This window comes from Pseudomonas sp. JV241A (genome assembly GCF_900275665.1).
In the GTDB taxonomy this organism is placed as follows: Bacteria; Pseudomonadota; Gammaproteobacteria; order Pseudomonadales; family Pseudomonadaceae; genus Aquipseudomonas; species Aquipseudomonas wadenswilerensis.
Genome location: NZ_OPYO01000032.1, coordinates 1 through 17393 on the forward strand (window position 1 = coordinate 1; position 17393 = coordinate 17393).

The window sequence follows — 17393 nt, forward strand, 5'->3', positions numbered from 1 at the left end:
CCTCAAGAGCAGCCCTGAATTTATGGCTGGTGTACTGACAACCCTGATCCGAGTGGAACATCACTCCAGCCGGTCTACCTCTAGATTCGACCGCCATTCGTAGCGCCTCGCAGGCAAGCCGGGCATCGGCGATCATTGAGAAAGCCCAGCCCACCACTCGGCGAGCATACAAGTCGATCACAGCCGCCAAGTACAGCCAACGCTTGCCTACCTGGATGTAGGTGACATCGCCGCACCACACCTGGTTGACCGTCGAGACGTTGAAGTTTCGCTTGAGCTGGTTACTCGCGATCAATGCTTCTGTGCCCGATGATCGGTAACGATGCGGCCTGCGTTGCTTGCATTGCAGACCGGCTTCCTTCATCAGCATACGTACCTTGTATCGCCCGGCTTTATGGCCAGCACGACGCAATTCCCGAACCAGCGTTCGCGACCCAGCAGAGCTACGAGAGGCCTTGAAAAGGCTGGCCATCGTTGAACGCAGATCCTCTCTGACCGGATCCTTTCGTCCCTGGCGTTTTCGCCATGCGTAGAAACTACTGCGCCGAACTCCAAGGACGCGACAGCAGTCGAAAACACCAAATTGCTCACTCAGTTCGTTGATCAGCGAGAACGATCCTTGGAGTCCCGAAGCAGGAGAGCACTGGCCTTTTTTAGGATTTCGATATCCCGGTCCTTTTGCCGGACTAGCGCTTCCAGCTCCTGGATTCGCTGCTGCTCTGGAGTGATGGCCTTCGCGCCGACCGGTGTTTGACCTTCTCGTTCCTGGCGCAGTTGCTCGACCCAGCGACGAAGCGCGGTCCGCCCTAGACCAAGGCTCTCGCAGACATCAGGGACTGACTCACCATCGTCCAGCACCATCTCGGCAGCTTTGATTTTGAATTCGTTCGAGTAAGATTTTCGCACTGATTTTGCCTCCAATTGGGCGCCATAATAGCGCCCGACGAAGGTGTCCAAAATCATTAGGCCAGTTCAAGCCCGCTCCTACAGAGGCATAAAAAAACCGCGTCCGGGCAACCCGGACGCGGCTTTTTCGAGCTGCTTACAATTACTTGTTTACAGCGTCGGTCAGCACTTTGGCTGGTACGAACTTGACGACTTTCTTGGCAGCGATTTCGATGGCAGCGCCAGTCGAAGGGTTGCGGCCGGTACGGGCAGGACGCTCGGTGATTTTCAGTTTGCCGATGCCTGGCAGGGTGATTTCGCTGCCATTTTCCAGTTGATCAGCAACGATCTGGCCCAGTTGCTCCAGAGCGTTACGCGCGGTGGTTTTTGGCGCGTCGATAGCTTCAGCGATATCGGCGATCAGTTGGTCTTTGGTCAATGCCATGGTGGTGTTCCTTCCCTATCAAATTCAGTGAGTATGCAGAGTGCTACGTCAGTCATCGAGCCAGACCTGCGGGGTAACCGGCGGTCCGGTGTTACAGCCACGTCAATCGCGTATGTAGATACGTAAAACGACGTTTGGTTCGACGTGACGCGAGCGGTCTGCCAGCAATGCGCCACACACGGGGCGCAAGACCGGGCAAAACTACCACAGGAATAGATAAATATCCGCCTCCCACAGGGCAAATGTGCAGGTTTTTCGGGGGTTTGCGCGAAAAAACGCAAAATTTTGAACAAAAAACGAACAACCGACATATCTGCCAACATCTGGCCGCTGAATCACCCCTGTGCTGAGGTACACTTGGCGACTTTGCAACGCGGCCAGCACCGCCCATTTTCGACCGAGAATCCCATGCCGATCCGTCATTGCATCGTCCACCTGATCGACAAGAAACCCGATGGCAGCCCCGCCGTGCTGCACGCCCGCGACTCTGAACTGGCTGAGTCCGGGGCCATCGAAAACCTTCTGGCCGACCTCAACGACAGCTACAACGCCAAACAGGGTAAAGCCTGGGGCTTCTTCCACGCAGAATCCGGCGCCCACCCGTTCAGCGGCTGGCTCAAGGAATACCTGGATGAAGGCAGCACCTTCACCGCCTTCAGCCGCGTCGCCGTCGAGCACCTGCAAAAGCTGATGGAAGAGTCCAACCTGTCCGTCGGCGGCCACGTCCTCTTCGCCCACTACCAGCAGGGCATGACCGACTACCTGGCGATCGCCCTGCTGCACCACAGCGAAGGCGTGGCGGTGAACGCCGAGCTGGACGTGACCCCGTCGCGCCACCTGGACCTGGGCCAGTTGCACCTGGCTGCGCGCATCAATATTTCCGAGTGGCAGAACAACAAGGCCTCCAAGCAGTACATCTCGTTCATCAAGGGCAAGAACGGCAAGAAGGTCTCGGAGTACTTCCGCGACTTCATCGGCTGCCAGGAAGGCGTCGACGGCCCGGGCGAGACCCGCACCCTGCTCAAGGCCTTCAGTGACTTCGTCGAAAGCGAAGACCTGCCCGAGGAAGCCGCCCGCGAGAAAACCCAGACCCTGGTCGACTACGCCACCAGCCAGACCAAGGCCGGCGAGCCGGTGGCCCTCGAGGAGCTATCGGGACTGATCGACGAAGACCGGCCACGGGCCTTCTATGAGCACATCCGCAACAAGGACTACGGCCTGTCGCCGGAAATCCCCGCCGACAAACGTACCCTCAACCAGTTCCGCCGCTTCACCGGCCGCGCCGAAGGCCTGTCGATCAGCTTCGAGGCGCACCTGCTGGGCTCGAAGATCGAGTACGACGAAGAAGCCGGTACGCTGATCATCAAGGGCTTGCCGACGCAATTGACCGATCAGCTCAAGCGCCGCAAGGACTGAGACCGGGCCAGGAGGCCACCAGGGCTTCCTTGGCGCTTTTGCGCAGCCTCTTCACCAGCCGCTCCTGTTGCAGGGCCTTGGCCTTGTCCGGCCAGGCTTCGACATAGACCAGCGCCACCGCCGGGCTAGTGCTGAAGTAGCGTGCGCCCTGGCCCTTCTGATGGGCCAGGAAGCGCCGCTCGGGGTTATCACTAATCCCGCAGTACAGCGAGCCATTGGCGGCGCGCACCAGGTAGACGTACCAGGGTTTGTTCAGCGGTTCGGGAGTGGGCTCGGACACGGTGGCTACTATCGACGGCAAAGCGCACAGCTTAGCGCCTCAGCGCCCCGCCTGGAACGCCCGCAGGCCTTTCTGGGCCTGGGCGCGCACCTTGCCCTGCACCAGCGGTGACCAGCCCAGCAACCACCCGGTGGTGCCCAATGCCTGACGCGACCAGCGCCACAAGTCGAAGCTGTCGTGGTGTTCGCAAATCTTGCCGTCACGAAACACGAAGCGTGCCTGGATGTCGTTGACCACGGTGCGGCCGGTCTGGCTGAACAGGTAGCGGGCCACCCAGTGGGCACTGCCGCCACGCTCGTCGGCACGCACACTGTCGAAGGCCAGGGAAAAGTCCTTGGCGCGGGTGGTGAGCATGCGCCACATGTCAGCGGCATCCTTGCCGCGCAAGGTGCCGAAGGCCGGGTCGCTGAAGACGATATCGTCGCTGTAGCAGGCGATCATGGCTTCGGCGTCCAGGCGCTGGAAGGCCTGGTAGAAGCGGGTGATCAAGGCGGTGTTGGCGTCGCTCATGGGGCGGGTCCGTTTCCGAGGGAATAGACCTGAACGATAGTCCGCAGATGTGGCAAAAAGCTATGGGCATTTGCCTGGCGAATGCCTGGTTAAATCCGGGCTGCTTCGCAGCCATCGCCAGCAAGGCCGGCGATTGCTTCAACGCACTCTCAAACCCGCTCGCTGACTACCTGCACATGCAGGTTGCGCCCGGCCTTGAGGCCAAAGCCGATAGCGCCGACACCGAGCACGGCAAAGATCCAGCCCACCGCGTTCCAGCCACCGGTCAAGTCATGCACCAGGCCGACCGCGAACGGCCCCATCGAAGCCAGGGTATAACCGATGCCCTGGGCCATGCTCGACAGGTTGGCCGCCACATGGGCGTCCTTGGAGCGCAAGACGATCAGGGTCAGCGCCAGGGCGAAGGTGCCGCCCTGCCCCAACCCAAGCACGATGGCCCAGCCCCACAGGCCGTCCAGCGGCGCGTACAGGCAGCCAAACAAACCGGCCAGGGCCATGAGCATGACAATCACGATGGCCAGGCGCTGGTCCTTGCCGCGGGTTGCCAACCAGGGCGCGCTGAGGGAGCTGATCAATTGCACGATCACCGAACCGGACAGCACCAGCCCCGCCTGGGTCGGGCTCAGGCCGCGACCGATGAGGATCGACGGCAGCCAGCCGAAAACGATGTAGGCCAGCGACGACTGCAGGCCCATGTACAGGGTCACCTGCCAGGCCAGCGGATCACGCAGCAGGCCTCGTACGCGGTAGGCCACGTGGTGGGCACCATGGCCGTGACGGGCCTGGGGCAACCAGATCAGCGCCGCCAGCAGTGCGGGGATCAGCCAGAAGCCCAGCCCCAGCGACCAGCTGTCGCCCAATTGCTCGGTCAATGGCACGGTAGCGCCAGCAGCCATTGCCGCGCCCAGGCACAAGGCCATGGTGTAGACCCCCGTGAGGGTCCCGGCATGCTGGGGGAAATCACGCTTGACGATGCCCGGCAGCAACACACCGATCACGCCAATGCTCGCCCCGGCCATGAGGCTACCGACGAAGACGCCGGTGGCGCCAAAGGCGCTACGCACCGCAATACCCGCAGCCAGCACCAGAAGAATGCCGAGGATCACTCGCTCACTGCCAAAACGACGCGCCAGAACCGGTGCCAGCGGGGCGAAAAGGCCCAGGCACAGCACCGGCAAGGTGGTCAACAGGCCCGCCTGAGAGGCTGTCAGGCCGAGGCTGTCGGACACCTGGCTAAGCAGCGGCGCCATGCTCGACAGCGCCGGACGCAGGTTCAACGCCACCAGTACCAGACCGAGCAGCAACAGCCAGGGCCGGCTCAACAGCAGGGGCTGGTGCTGGACCTGTTCGTCGTCGGCTTCGGCGTCGATCAGCAGTTCTTCAAGTTCCGGCGCGCGTCCTGCGCGTTCGGTCTGGACAATATCCTGGGACATGGCGGTCTCGGTGTCAGGGTTCATTGATAAGTGTCCGGGTCAGGGCCTTGGCGCGCTCCGCGTCGCCTTGCTCTACTGCCTCGAGGATCTCCCGGTGCAGGTCCAGCACCGGTTGGCGTCGCGGTCCTTCGTTCATGCTGTGATGCAGAGTGCTGGCCAGCACGCCGGAAAAGTAGCGGTACAACTCGCTCAACGCCGGATTGTGCGCAGCGTCGACCAGACGCTGGTGGAACACCAGGTCGCAGGCGATATAGCAATCCAGGTCGTGATGAAAATGCGCACTGCTGTCGCGCAAGGCTTCGTGCAGGCCCTTGAGGTCTTCGTCGGTACGGCGCAACGCCGCCAGGCCGATGGCTTCGGCTTCGAGGATGTGCCGCGCTTCGCGCGCCTGCTTGAGGCTGCAGCGCGACAAGGCCTGTACGGTTTGCAGGGGGTCGACCGTGGCCCGCAGGTAACTGCCGTCACCCTGGCGAACCTCGACCAACCCGCTGAAGGCCAGAACGCGCATGGCTTCACGCACGGTATTACGGCTGATACCCAGTTCGCTGGCCAGCTCTGGCTCAGTGGGCAGGCGCTGGCCCACGGTCCAGGCGCCGCTGGCGACGCGCTGGCGCAGTTGCTCGACGGCTTGTTCGACCAGGGAGCGCTTGATCAGTAAGGTCATGACATCCAATCATCGGATGAATTTGAGAAAGGGAGGTTACCGGTAAAATCCATCGCGGGGCAAGCCCGCTCCCACAGAGGGTCACTGTGGGAGCGGCGGTGCGACGCCTCGACTTGCCCCGCGACAAGGGCTGCGCTCTATCAGTTCAACGCATCAAGCAACGCCTGGTTCTGCTCCGGCGTACCAATGGTGATGCGCAGGAACTGGGCAATCCGCGCCTGCTTGAAGTGCCGCACGATCACCCCTTGTTCACGCAGGCGGGCTGCCAGTTCGGCAGCATCCTGCTGCGGGTGGCGGGCAAAGATGAAGTTGGCCGCCGACGGCAATACTTCGAAACCACGGGCGCTCAATTCCTTGACCAGCAACTCGCGGCTGTCGATCACTTTGCGGCAGGTTTCGTCGAAGTACGCGCGGTCTGCAAACGCTGCCGCCGCACCGACGATCGCCATACGATCGAGCGGATAGGAGTTGAAGCTGTTCTTGATCCGCTCCAGCGCCTCGATCAGGTCCGGATGGCCCACCGCCAGGCCGACCCGCAAGCCCGCCAGCGAACGCGACTTGGACAGGGTCTGGGTGACCAGCAGGTTGTCGTAGCGATCCACCAGGCTGATCGCCGTCTGACCACCAAAATCGATGTAGGCTTCATCGACCACCACCACCGAATCGGGGTTGGCCTTGAGCAGTTGCTCAATGGCCTCCAGGGCCAGCAGGCAACCGGTCGGCGCGTTGGGGTTGGGGAAGATGATCCCGCCATTGGCCTTGCGGTAGTCCCCGACGCGGATCTGGAACTGTTCGTCCAGCGCCACCGCCTCGAACGGGATGCCGTACAGGCCGCAGTAGACCGGGTAGAAGCTGTAGCTGATGTCCGGGAACAGCAGCGGCGCATCGTGCTGGAACAGGCCATGGAAGATGTGCGCCAGCACTTCATCCGAACCGTTGCCGAGGAACACCTGGTTGCCCTGCACCCCGTAGTAGTCCGCTACCGCCTGCTTGAGCAGGTCGCTGTTAGGGTCCGGGTACAGGCGCAGGTTGTCGTTCAGCTCGCCGCGCATGGCTTCCAGCGCCTTGGGCGATGGGCCGTAGGGGTTCTCGTTGGTGTTGAGCTTGACCAGCTTGGCCAGCTTTGGCTGTTCGCCCGGCACGTAAGGCACCAGGTCCTTGACGAAGGGGCTCCAGAATTTACTCATGTTCAGTTCCCCTTCTTGTCGGCAAGGATGCGGTATTCGGCGCTGCGGGCGTGGGCGGTCAGCGATTCGCCGCGGGCCAGTACCGAGGCGGTGTGGCCCAGCTCGGAGGCGCCCTGCTCGGAGCAGAAGATGATCGACGAACGCTTCTGGAAGTCATACACCCCCAGTGGCGACGAGAAGCGCGCGGTACCGGAAGTCGGCAACACGTGGTTGGGGCCTGCGCAGTAATCGCCCAGGGCTTCGCTGGTGTGGCGGCCCATGAAGATCGCACCGGCATGGCGAATCTGCGGCAGCCAGGCCTGCGGATCGGCCACCGACAACTCCAGGTGCTCCGGCGCAATGCGGTTGGCAACGTCCATCGCCTGCTGCATGTCGCGCACCTGGATCAGCGCACCACGGCCGTTGATCGAGGTCTTGATGATCTCGGCGCGCTCCATGGTCGGCAGCAGCTTGTCGATGCTCGCAGCAACCTTGTCGAGGAACGCGGCGTCAGGGCTGACCAGAATCGCCTGGGCATCTTCGTCGTGCTCGGCCTGGGAGAACAGGTCCATGGCGATCCAGTCCGGGTCGGTCTGGCCGTCGCATACCACGAGAATCTCCGACGGACCGGCGATCATGTCGATACCGACCTGACCGAACACATGACGCTTGGCGGTGGCCACGTAGATGTTGCCTGGGCCGACCACCTTGTCGACCTGCGGCACGCTTTCGGTGCCATAGGCCAGGGCAGCAACCGCCTGGGCGCCACCGATGGTGAAGACCCGGTCGACACCGGCGATGCAGGCGGCAGCCAGCACCAGCTCATTGACCTCGCCACGCGGGGTCGGCACCACCATGACCACTTCACCGACACCGGCGACTTTGGCCGGAATCGCGTTCATCAGTACCGAAGAGGGGTACGACGCCTTGCCGCCCGGCACATACAGGCCGGCGCGGTCCAGTGGCGTGACCTTCTGGCCGAGCACGGTGCCGTCGGCTTCGGTGTAGCTCCAGGAATCCTGCTTCTGCCGTTCGTGGTAGCTGCGCACCCGCTCGGCGGCCTTTTCCAGGGCTTCGCGCTGGGCCGGAGTGATACGGGTCAGGGCCAGCTCCAGGCGCTCGCGACCGAGGATCAGGTCGTCGATCGAGGTGGCCGGCACGCCATCGAAACGCTGGGTGAACTCTACCAGCGCCGCATCGCCACGCTCGCGCACAGCCTTGATGATGTCGAGCACGCGCTGGTTGACCGCGTCGTCAGAGACACTTTCCCAGCTCAGCAGATGATCCAGATGTCGGGCGAAATCCGGGTCAGCGGCATTGAGTCGGGCGATTGCAGTGGACGTGGTCATAGCGAGGGCCTCAATAAATGGCGAATGCTCAGGCGCCCTAAGCTACCAGTCCATCCGCGCGGGCACCCGAGAAAATTGGCTATGACGCGGATAGACGGGCGCGACAGCGAAGGTCGCGCGCAGAAGTCAGCCGCGGTGTCGCGATTCGACAGCCTGGCGCAGGGTGTCGATCAGGCTCTGGATGCGGGCGTGCTGCATCTTCATCGAAGCCTTGTTGACCACCAGCCGGGAGCTGATGGTGGCAATCAGTTCCTGGGGTTCCAGGCCGTTGGCACGCAGGGTGTTACCGGTATCGACGACGTCGATGATCTTGTCGGCCAGGCCGATCAGCGGCGCCAGCTCCATCGAGCCATACAGCTTGATGATATCGACCTGACGGCCTTGCTCGGCGTAGTAACGCTTGGCGACGTTGACGAACTTGGTGGCGATGCGCAGACGGCCTTTAGGCTCGGCAGCGCCGATCTTGCCGGCGGTCATCAGCTTGCACTGGGCAATCTGCAGGTCCAGCGGCTCGTACAAGCCCTGGCCACCGTACTCCATCAGCACGTCCTTGCCGGCCACGCCCAGATCGGCGGCACCATGCTCGACATAGGTCGGCACGTCGGTGGCGCGCACGATCAGCAGACGTACGTCTTCCTGAGTCGTAGGGATGATCAGCTTGCGGCTCTTGTCCGGGTTCTCGGTCGGAACGATACCGGCTTCCGCCAGTAGCGGCAGGGTGTCGTCGAGAATCCGACCTTTGGATAGCGCGATGGTCAACATGGGAAACGTCGGTCCTTATGCGGCTACAGCCGGCCGGGCACTCAACAGGCCCGACCGCATTAATTCGGTGCAGCAATTGGCTGGCGCGTCCCTGCGCCACTCACAGACTAGCCCGGTACGCGACGGATCTTGGCGCCGAGCATCTGCAGTTTTTCCTCGATGCACTCGTAACCACGGTCGATGTGGTAGATGCGGTCGATCAGCGTATCGCCTTCGGCAACCAGCGCCGACAGCACCAGGCTGGCCGAAGCCCGCAGGTCGGTGGCCATTACTGGAGCGCCTTTGAGGGTCTTGGTCCCGGTAACGATGGCAGTGTTGCCTTCGACCTGGATCAGGGCACCCATGCGGTGCATTTCGTAGACGTGCATGAAGCGGTTTTCGAAGATCGTCTCGATCACCGCACCAGTGCCTTCGGCAATGGCGTTGAGCGAGATGAACTGCGCCTGCATGTCGGTCGGGAACGCCGGGTACGGAGCGGTACGCAGGTTGACGGCTTTCGGCCGCTTGCCGTGCATGTCCAGCTCGATCCAGTCTTCACCGGTGGTGACTTCGGCGCCGGCTTCCTTGAGTTTCTCAAGGACGGCTTCAAGGATGGTCGGATCGGTGTCCTTGACCTTGACGCGGCCGCCAGTAACGGCAGCGGCGACCAGGTAGGTACCGGTTTCGATGCGGTCAGGCATGACGCGGTAGGTCGCCGAACCCAGGCGCTCGACGCCATCGATGGTGATGGTGTCGGTACCGGCGCCCTGGACTTTCGCACCCATGGCGTTGAGGAAGTTGGCAAGGTCGACCACTTCCGGCTCGCGCGCGGCGTTTTGCAGCACGCTGCGGCCTTTGGCCAGGGCTGCGGCCATCATGATGTTCTCGGTACCGGTCACACTCACGGTATCGAAGAAGAAGTGTGCGCCACGCAGGCCGCCTTCAGGGGCCTTGGCCTTGATGTAGCCGCCTTCGACCTCGATCTTCGCGCCCATGGCTTCAAGGCCGCGGATGTGCAGGTCGACCGGACGCGAACCAATGGCGCAACCGCCGGGCAGGGCCACTTCGGCTTCGCCAAAGCGGGCAACCATCGGGCCCAGTACCAGGATCGAGGCGCGCATGGTTTTCACCAGCTCGTAAGGCGCGACCAGGGTCTTGATGGTGCGTGGGTCGATTTCGACCGAGAGCTTCTCGTCGATCACCGGCTCAATGCCCATGCGGCCGAACAGCTCGATCATCGTGGTGATGTCATGCAGGTGCGGCAGGTTGCCAACGGTGACCGGGCCATCGCAGAGCAAGGTGGCCGCCAGAATCGGCAGGGCAGCGTTCTTTGCCCCGGAAATGCGGATTTCGCCATCGAGGCGAACGCCGCCAGTAATAATCAGTTTGTCCATTAGAGTCTCGCCGCCAAGTTGGCTCAGGTGCGCTCAGCCCAGGCTGCGCTGCTGAAAAATTTCATGGTTACCGCATGGATGCTGCCATCGGTGATCCACGGGTTAAGGTGAGCATAGATCTGCTGCTGACGCTTGACCGGGCTCAGGGCCGCCAATTCGTCGCTGATCACGTTCAACTGGAAGTTGCAGCCTTCGCCTTCAACTTCGACCCGGGTTCCCGGCAACTTTTCTTCAAGGAAGTTCTTAACTTCTACGGCCTGCATGCTCAACCTCAATCGGCGCCCTTTGCGCGCGGGTCGGCCATCATACAAAAAAGCCCCTCGCCTGCGAACCCCGTAATCGGAGACTCTGACAGAGGGGCCAGTCGCTGGCTGGCGGTCATTGACCGGCCAGCACCTCGTCGAGGTCATAAACCTCGGCGATTTCACGCATGTCCTGGGGCATCGTGCGAACTTCGACGGCCTTGCCGGCCGCCTTGCCATCGCGCATGAAGGCCAGCAGCAGGGACAGACCGACGCTGCTGGATTTCTCCACTTTCGAGCAATCCAGCACCAGGCCCGGGGCCTTGCACGCCGCAATCAAGGCCTTGCCTTCCTTGCGCAAGGCCGGCCCGCTGCGATAGTCGAGCACCCCGGCCAGGCTCAATATACCTGGCTCGCTCATGGTCACGGCGCTGTCGGTCATTGCGCTTGCTTCTCAGCCGCTTGTTCGGTGGTTTCCTTGGCCTTGGCCACTTCACCGGCCCACCCGTCGATGGTCTTGTCCAGGTCGTTGCCGTTGCGCTGCATGGCATCGGCGAACTGGTCACGGAACAGCTTGCCGATGTTGATACCGTTGACGATAACGTTGCGCACCTTCCACTCGCCATTGAGCTTGGTCAGGGTGTACTGCACCGGGTACACGGCACCGTTGTTGCCCTTGACGCTCATGTCGACGCTGGCACGCTCGTCACCATCTTTCTTCTCGCTGCCGACGGTGATGCCCTGGTTGTTGTACTCGAGCAGGGCATTGCCATAGAACTGCATCAGGCTGCGCTTGAAGTTCTCCTGAAAGCGCTGCATCTGCTCAGGGGTGGCCTTGCGCGAATACTTGACGGTCATGATGCTTTTCGAGATGCCATCGGCATCGACAACCGGGCCCAGGTTGGCGTTGAGCGCATCGTAGAACGCGCTCGGGTTGGCCTTGTACTGCTCTTTGTTGGCCTTGAGGTCAGACAGCAACTGGGTGGTGGTCTTCTCGATCACTTCTTTGGGTGACTGAGCAGCCGCACCGGCCATCAATGGCAGCGCTGCCAGCAACACCAGCAAGCCGCGTCGCAGGATAGAAATCATGGAAACTCCTTATTTAGCTTCTTTGCCAACGGTATTGAGCAGGAACTTGCCAATCAGATCTTCCAGTACCAGCGCCGACTGGGTGTCATGAATGGTTGCACCATCCTTGAGCACCGCATCTTCTCCGCCCACGCTGATACCGATGTATTTCTCGCCGAGCAACCCGGCGGTGAGGATGGATGCAGTGGAATCGACAGGCAGGTTATCTACCCGTTTTTCCAGCTGCAGCGTCACCCGACCGGTAAAGGTGTCACGATCCAGATCGATGGCAGTGACCTTGCCGATGGTCACACCGGCCATGGTCACTTTAGCTCTGACAGTCAAACCGGCGATATTGTCGAAATTGGCATAAAGTTTATACGTGTCGCTGCTCGGGCTCGCCGACAGGCCGCTGACGCGCAGGGCCAGCAGGATCAGCGCCAGGATCCCGGCCAGAAGAAACAGGCCGACACCGATTTCCAGGGTGCGGTTTTGCATCAGAAATCTCCAAACATCAAGGCGGTCAGAATAAAGTCCAGACCCAGGACTGCCAATGAGGCATAGACCACGGTCTTGGTGGTGGCACGACTGATCCCTTCTGAGGTGGGCTCGCAGTCATAACCCTGGAATACGGCGATCCAGGTCACGACGAAGGCAAAAACCAGGCTTTTGATCACCCCGTTGAGCACATCATCGGTAAAGGAAACACTGTTCTGCATGTTGGCCCAGAACGAGCCTTCGTAGACGCCCAGCCAGTCCACCGCGACCCACGAACCACCCCAGATGCCGACCACGCTGAAGATCAGCGCCAGCAACGGCAGGGAGATGAAACCGGCCCACAGCCGCGGAGCGACAATGTACTTGAGCGGGTCGACACCGATCATTTCCAGGCTGGACAGCTGCTCGGTGGATTTCATGTTGCCGATCTCGGCGGTCAGCGCCGAACCGGCGCGGCCAGCGAACAGCAGCGCGGTAACCACCGGCCCCAGCTCACGCAGCAAGGTCAGGGCGACCATCTGCCCCACCGCCTGCTCGGAACCGTACTTGGTGAGGATGCTGAACCCCTGCAGGGCCAGCACCATGCCGATGAACACGCCGGAAACGACGATGATCGCCAGCGACAGCACGCCCACCGAGTAAAGCTGCCGGACCAGTAGCTGGAAGCCGCCGCCGGTGCCACTGCGCCCTACCAGCGAATGCAGCAGGAACAGAAAGGAACGGCCGAGCACGGCCAGTACGTCGATGGCCGAGCGGCCAAAGCGACGAATACGTTCGAGCATGGATTTTCTGCGCATCAACGCTTCCCCAGAAGATCGGCGCGGTAATCCGGCGCAGGAAAGTGAAAGGGTACCGGGCCATCCGGGTCGCCTTTCATGAATTGACGAATGCGCGGGTTGTCGGAGCCCATCAGTTCTTCTGGCGTACCCTGCCCCAGCACCTGGCCATCACCGACCACATAGATATAGTCGGCAATACTGGCGGTTTCGGCCAGGTCATGGGAAACGACGATGCTGGTGATGCCCAGGGCATCGTTGAGCAGGCGAATCAGCCGCACCAGTACACCCATGGCAATCGGGTCCTGGCCGACGAACGGTTCGTCGTACATGAGGATCTGCGGGTCAAGGGCAATCGCCCGGGCCAGGGCGACGCGGCGCTTCATGCCACCGGACAGCTCGTCGGGCATCAGTTCGATGGCGCCGCGCAAGCCAACGGCCTGGAGCTTCATCAGGACGATGTCGCGAATCATCTCGTCAGACAGCTGGGTATGCACCCGCAACGGGAACGCCACGTTCTCGAACACATCGAGATCGGTGAACAGCGCACCACTCTGGAACAGCACGCCCATCTGCTTGCGGGCATCGAACAGGTCGCTGCGCGACAGGGTCGGCAGGTTCTGCCCGGCCACCCAGACCTCGCCACTGGCCGGACGCAACTGTGCGCCCATCAGCCGCAGCAGCGTGGTCTTGCCGCACCCGGAAGGCCCCATGATGCCGGTAACCTTGCCGCGGGGAATGCGTATATCGACATTATTGAAGATGCTGCGCGAACCGCGCTTGAAGGTCACACCCTTCAATTCGACCGCGTAGGCGTTATCAACGCTCATCTAGACTCCTTGCGATGCAGCCTTCTCACTCAGACGCGCGCCCCCTTCGTGGAGGCACGCACGCGCCGAGCGGGCCGAACAGCGGCGAACTATAGCACCGCTGATAGGGCCGCCCCAAGGCCGCCACGGTGCTTGTTCAGGTATGGTTAAGCTAAGTGGACGACTGTATGACAATCACAAGGTGAGGCTTTTGCCCTTTACCGCTATAATCGCCGCCTTTTCATCAGGCAATCCGATTTTCGACATGAGCCAATCCAGCGACCTGATCCAATCCGCGCAGCGCACCATCCGTTTCGAACTCGAGGCGGTTGAGGGCCTGCTGGCCCACATCGACGCCGATTTCGTCAAGGCATGCGAGCTGATCCTGGCCAGCAAAGGCCGGGTAGTGGTGGTCGGCATGGGCAAGTCGGGGCACATCGGCAACAAAATCGCCGCCACCCTGGCCAGCACCGGTACGCCGGCGTTTTTCGTCCACCCGGCCGAAGCCAGCCATGGCGACATGGGCATGATCACCCGTGATGACGTGATCCTGGCCCTGTCCAACTCGGGCTCGACCGCCGAGATCGTTACCCTGCTGCCGCTGATCAAGCGCCTGGGCATCCAGCTGATCAGCCTCACCGGCAACCCCGACTCGCCGCTGGCCAAGGCCGCCGAAGTCAACCTCGATGCCCGCGTTGCCCAGGAGGCCTGCCCGCTGAACCTGGCACCGACGTCTTCGACCACCGCGGCCCTGGTCCTGGGCGACGCCCTGGCCATCGCCTTGCTCGAAGCCCGTGGTTTCACCGCTGAAGACTTCGCGTTCTCGCACCCAGGCGGCGCCCTGGGCCGACGACTGCTGCTGAAAGTCGAGAACGTCATGCACGCGGGTGAAGAGCTGCCCCAAGTACAACGCGGCACCCTGCTCAAGGACGCACTCCTTGAAATGTCTCGCAAAGGTTTGGGTATGACCGTGGTGCTTGAAGCCGACGGACGGCTGGCCGGGATCTTCACCGACGGCGACCTGCGCCGCAGCCTCGATCGCAACATCGACGTACACAAGACCCTCATCGAAGACGTCATGACCGCCCACGGCAAGACCGCACGCGCCGAAATGCTCGCCGCCGAAGCCCTGAAGATCATGGAAGACCACAAGATCAGCGCCCTGGTGGTGATCGACAAGGACGAGCGCCCGGTCGGCGCCCTGAACATGCACGACCTGTTGCGTGCGGGAGTGATGTAAATGACCCAGGACCTGCTCCAGCGCGGCAAGGCCATCAAACTGGCGGTTTTCGACGTAGACGGCGTACTCACCGACGGACGCCTGTACTTTCTCGAAGATGGCAGCGAATTCAAGACCTTCAACACCCTCGACGGTCAGGGCATCAAGATGCTCATGAACTCGGGCGTGACCACCGCCATCATCAGCGGGCGCAAGACCCCGGTGGTCGAGCGCCGGGCAAAGAACCTCGGCATCCCCCACCTGTATCAGGGGCGCGAAGATAAATTGGTGGTTCTGGACGAGCTTCTTGGCCAGCTCAACCTAAGCTATGAACAGGTCGCCTATCTGGGCGACGACCTGCCCGACCTGCCGGTGATCCGCCGGGTGGGCCTGGGCATGGCAGTGGCCAATGCCGCTACCTTCGTCCGCGAGCACGCCCATGGCGTAACCCGCGCGCGCGGTGGCGAAGGCGCAGCCCGCGAGTTCTGCGAACTGATCCTGCAAGCCCAGGGCAACCTGGACGCGGCCAATGCCCACTACCTGTAGAGCGACACATGTTCAGTAAGAAAATCCGTAACATTGCGCTGTTCAGTGTGCTTGCCGCCTTGCTGGTGGCGGTTGGCTACTGGAACATCAGCCCCGAGAGCTTTCTCGACAACAAGCCGGTAGCCGCGCCCGACCAGAGCGCCATCGACTACTACGCGATCAATGCCCATAGCGTGCAGTTCCTGCCTGACGGCAAGATGCAGTACGAGATGACCGCCGACAAGGTCGAACACCTCAAGGTCAGCGAAGTCACCCTGCTGACCACGCCTGACCTGCAGATGTACCGCGGCACCACCTACCCGTGGCACGTGCAGAGCGAGCGCGGCGAGGTCAACCCCGATGGCAGCGAAGTCGAATTGATCGATTCGGTACGGGTTGCCCGCACCGATGAAAAAAACCGCACCATGATCATTACCACCAGCCGCATGACGGTATTCCCGCAGAAGCAATATGCGCAAACCGAGCAAGCCGTTAGAATCGACGGCGCCGGTGGCGTAACTACGGGCAATGGAATGAAAGCGTATTTGAAAGACGGCAGGATGGACCTGCTGTCCAACGTAAGAGGACAGTATGAGGCTCGTTAAAACCCTCCCCTTTTTGCTCAGCCTGAGCGCAGCACTGGGAAGCGCGAGCGCCTGGGCCCTGCCGACCGACCGTGACCAGCCGATCCGTATCCAGGCTGACCATGCTCAACTGGATGACAAACAAGGCGTCGCCACCTACACCGGTGACGTGATCATCACCCAGGGTTCGATGATGATCAAAGGCAACACCGTGACCATCACCCGCACTGCCGGTGGCGACATCGACGTGGTGACCTCGGTAGGCAACCTGGCCTACTTCGAACAGCAGCAGAGCGCGGCCAAGCCAGACAAGATGCAAGGCTATGGCAAGACCATCCAGTACAATGCGCCGCAAAACCGCATCGTCCTGATCGACCGCGCCAAAGTGATCAACGAAGGCAACACCACCGAAGGCGAGAAGATCGTCTACGACACGGTGAAACAGATCGCTACCGCCGGTCGCGGTGGCAAAGTCACCGAGTCGCGTCCGCGCATCGACATGGTGATCCAGCCGAAGAAGAAGGCCGAGTAAATGGCAACCCTCAAAGCCCAGCACCTGGCCAAGAGCTACAAGAGCCGCCAAGTGGTTCGCGACGTCAGCCTGTCGATCGACAGCGGCCAGATCGTCGGCCTGCTCGGCCCCAACGGCGCCGGCAAGACCACCTGTTTCTACATGATCGTCGGCCTGGTCCAGGCCGATCAGGGCCGCGTCCTGATCGACGACCTCGATGTCAGCCACCAGCCCATGCACGGCCGCGCCCGCGCCGGCATTGGCTATCTGCCGCAGGAAGCCTCGATCTTCCGCAAGCTGTCGGTGGCCGACAACATCATGGCGATCCTCGAAACCCGCAAGGACCTGGACCGCGATGGCCGGCGCAAAGAGCTGGAAAGCCTGCTGCAGGAATTCCACATCAGCCACATCCGCGACAACCTCGGCATGAGCCTCTCCGGTGGCGAACGCCGCCGCGTCGAGATTGCCCGCGCCCTGGCCACCGCGCCCAAGTTCATTCTGCTCGACGAACCCTTTGCCGGTGTCGACCCGATCTCGGTCGGCGACATCAAGCAGATCATCCACCACCTGAAGGCCAAGGGCATTGGCGTTCTGATCACCGACCACAACGTCCGTGAGACCCTGGATATCTGCGAAACCGCTTACATCGTCAACGATGGCCAACTGATCGCCGAAGGCGATGCAGAAACCATCCTGGCCAACGATCTGGTCAAAGAGGTTTACCTCGGCCATGAGTTCCGCCTGTAGGCTCAAGGTGTAAGGCGCTGCCAGAGCGCTCTCGATCAAGCCAGTTCATGGCTTAATTGTTACGGCGCTCTAGGCAAACGCTGCAATTTCAGGCATATAATTTGCTTAAAGTTGGCGCTTCGGTGCCCTTG

At 61.6% G+C, this 17393-nt stretch carries 23 protein-coding genes; 6 read left to right on the top strand and 17 right to left on the bottom strand.

All coding sequences use genetic code 11. The annotated features are described in order from the left end of the window. The 3 genes from JV241A_RS27560 to JV241A_RS19990 form a co-directional block, all read right to left on the bottom strand. Nucleotides 1–607: IS3 family transposase (locus JV241A_RS27560; protein ID WP_345789743.1), on the bottom strand; the 607-nt coding region annotated here is incomplete at its 3' end. Next, complete coding sequence (locus JV241A_RS27740; RefSeq protein WP_010226374.1) at nt 604–963, bottom strand: transposase; 360 nt, start codon at nt 961–963, stop codon at nt 604–606. The genes JV241A_RS27560 and JV241A_RS27740, both read right to left, overlap by 4 nt. Nucleotides 964–1048: 85 nt before the next feature. Beyond that, the gene (locus JV241A_RS19990; RefSeq protein WP_009398256.1) at nt 1049–1330 is read right to left on the bottom strand and encodes an HU family DNA-binding protein; all 282 of its coding nucleotides are present in this window, start codon (nt 1328–1330) and stop codon (nt 1049–1051) included. 408 nt (nt 1331–1738) lie between these two features. Here JV241A_RS19990 and yejK point away from each other — a divergent pair, with 408 nt between their 5' ends. Next, on the top strand, nt 1739–2746 hold the full coding sequence (gene yejK / locus JV241A_RS19995) for a nucleoid-associated protein YejK (RefSeq protein WP_115088572.1): 1008 nt from the start codon (nt 1739–1741) through the stop codon (nt 2744–2746). Here the strand turns inward: yejK and JV241A_RS20000 are convergent. From JV241A_RS20000 to JV241A_RS20065, 14 genes are all read right to left on the bottom strand, one after another. After that, nucleotides 2727–3026 (bottom strand): GIY-YIG nuclease family protein, encoded by a 300-nt coding sequence (locus JV241A_RS20000; RefSeq protein ID WP_134064161.1) that lies wholly within the window; start codon nt 3024–3026, stop codon nt 2727–2729. The genes yejK and JV241A_RS20000 overlap by 20 nt on opposite strands. A 39-nt stretch (nt 3027–3065) precedes the next feature. Next, on the bottom strand, nt 3066–3536 hold the full coding sequence (locus JV241A_RS20005; protein WP_115088574.1) for a nuclear transport factor 2 family protein: 471 nt from the start codon (nt 3534–3536) through the stop codon (nt 3066–3068). 149 nt (nt 3537–3685) lie between these two features. Continuing rightward, nucleotides 3686–4969, bottom strand: coding sequence for a CynX/NimT family MFS transporter (locus JV241A_RS20010; protein ID WP_115088884.1), 1284 nt, complete (start codon nt 4967–4969; stop codon nt 3686–3688). A 13-nt stretch (nt 4970–4982) separates the two neighbouring features. Continuing rightward, entirely contained in the window at nt 4983–5642 is a 660-nt protein-coding gene (locus JV241A_RS20015; RefSeq protein ID WP_134064163.1) for a FadR/GntR family transcriptional regulator, read from the bottom strand. 131 nt (nt 5643–5773) lie between these two features. Next, entirely contained in the window at nt 5774–6820 is a 1047-nt protein-coding gene (gene hisC, locus JV241A_RS20020; RefSeq protein ID WP_134064165.1) for a histidinol-phosphate transaminase, read from the bottom strand. Between the two features lie 2 nt (nt 6821–6822). After that, a complete protein-coding gene (hisD, locus tag JV241A_RS20025; protein WP_115088577.1) occupies nt 6823–8148 on the bottom strand; it encodes a histidinol dehydrogenase in 1326 nt (441 codons plus the stop codon). A 126-nt stretch (nt 8149–8274) separates the two neighbouring features. After that, a complete protein-coding gene (gene hisG, locus JV241A_RS20030) occupies nt 8275–8910 on the bottom strand; it encodes an ATP phosphoribosyltransferase (protein ID WP_115088578.1) in 636 nt (211 codons plus the stop codon). 107 nt (nt 8911–9017) lie between these two features. Then, a complete protein-coding gene (murA, locus tag JV241A_RS20035) occupies nt 9018–10283 on the bottom strand; it encodes a UDP-N-acetylglucosamine 1-carboxyvinyltransferase (protein ID WP_010223372.1) in 1266 nt (421 codons plus the stop codon). A 23-nt stretch (nt 10284–10306) separates the two neighbouring features. After that, nucleotides 10307–10546, bottom strand: coding sequence for a BolA family protein (locus tag JV241A_RS20040; RefSeq protein WP_010223373.1), 240 nt, complete (start codon nt 10544–10546; stop codon nt 10307–10309). Nucleotides 10547–10661: 115 nt separating this feature from the next. Beyond that, nucleotides 10662–10967 carry an STAS domain-containing protein gene (locus JV241A_RS20045; RefSeq protein ID WP_115088579.1) on the bottom strand — a complete coding sequence of 102 codons (306 nt, stop codon included), beginning with the start codon at nt 10965–10967 and terminating at the stop codon, nt 10662–10664. Continuing rightward, a complete protein-coding gene (locus tag JV241A_RS20050) occupies nt 10964–11614 on the bottom strand; it encodes an ABC transporter substrate-binding protein (protein WP_115088580.1) in 651 nt (216 codons plus the stop codon). Before JV241A_RS20050 ends, JV241A_RS20045 begins: the two co-directional genes overlap by 4 nt. Before the next feature lie 9 nt (nt 11615–11623). Then, on the bottom strand, nt 11624–12091 hold the full coding sequence (gene mlaD, locus JV241A_RS20055; protein WP_010223376.1) for an outer membrane lipid asymmetry maintenance protein MlaD: 468 nt from the start codon (nt 12089–12091) through the stop codon (nt 11624–11626). After that, nucleotides 12091–12888 carry a lipid asymmetry maintenance ABC transporter permease subunit MlaE gene (gene mlaE, locus JV241A_RS20060; protein WP_115088581.1) on the bottom strand — a complete coding sequence of 266 codons (798 nt, stop codon included), beginning with the start codon at nt 12886–12888 and terminating at the stop codon, nt 12091–12093. Before mlaE ends, mlaD begins: the two co-directional genes overlap by 1 nt. Then, nucleotides 12888–13697, bottom strand: coding sequence for an ATP-binding cassette domain-containing protein (locus JV241A_RS20065; protein ID WP_010223378.1), 810 nt, complete (start codon nt 13695–13697; stop codon nt 12888–12890). Before JV241A_RS20065 ends, mlaE begins: the two co-directional genes overlap by 1 nt. A gap of 244 nt (nt 13698–13941) precedes the next feature. Here JV241A_RS20065 and JV241A_RS20070 point away from each other — a divergent pair, with 244 nt between their 5' ends. The 5 genes from JV241A_RS20070 to lptB are packed head-to-tail and all read left to right on the top strand — an operon-like array spanning nt 13942 to nt 17262. Then, nucleotides 13942–14916, top strand: a complete 975-nt coding sequence (locus tag JV241A_RS20070; RefSeq protein WP_115088582.1) for a KpsF/GutQ family sugar-phosphate isomerase — start codon at nt 13942–13944, stop codon at nt 14914–14916. Then, the gene (locus JV241A_RS20075) at nt 14917–15441 is read left to right on the top strand and encodes an HAD family hydrolase (RefSeq protein WP_115088583.1); all 525 of its coding nucleotides are present in this window, start codon (nt 14917–14919) and stop codon (nt 15439–15441) included. An 8-nt stretch (nt 15442–15449) separates the two neighbouring features. After that, nucleotides 15450–16025, top strand: coding sequence for an LPS export ABC transporter periplasmic protein LptC (gene lptC, locus JV241A_RS20080; RefSeq protein ID WP_115088584.1), 576 nt, complete (start codon nt 15450–15452; stop codon nt 16023–16025). Further along, a complete protein-coding gene (gene lptA, locus JV241A_RS20085; RefSeq protein ID WP_010223382.1) occupies nt 16012–16536 on the top strand; it encodes a lipopolysaccharide transport periplasmic protein LptA in 525 nt (174 codons plus the stop codon). The genes lptC and lptA overlap by 14 nt, the downstream gene beginning before the upstream one ends. Further along, a complete protein-coding gene (lptB, locus tag JV241A_RS20090; RefSeq protein WP_038996944.1) occupies nt 16537–17262 on the top strand; it encodes an LPS export ABC transporter ATP-binding protein in 726 nt (241 codons plus the stop codon). Nucleotides 17263–17393 lie beyond the last annotated feature (131 nt).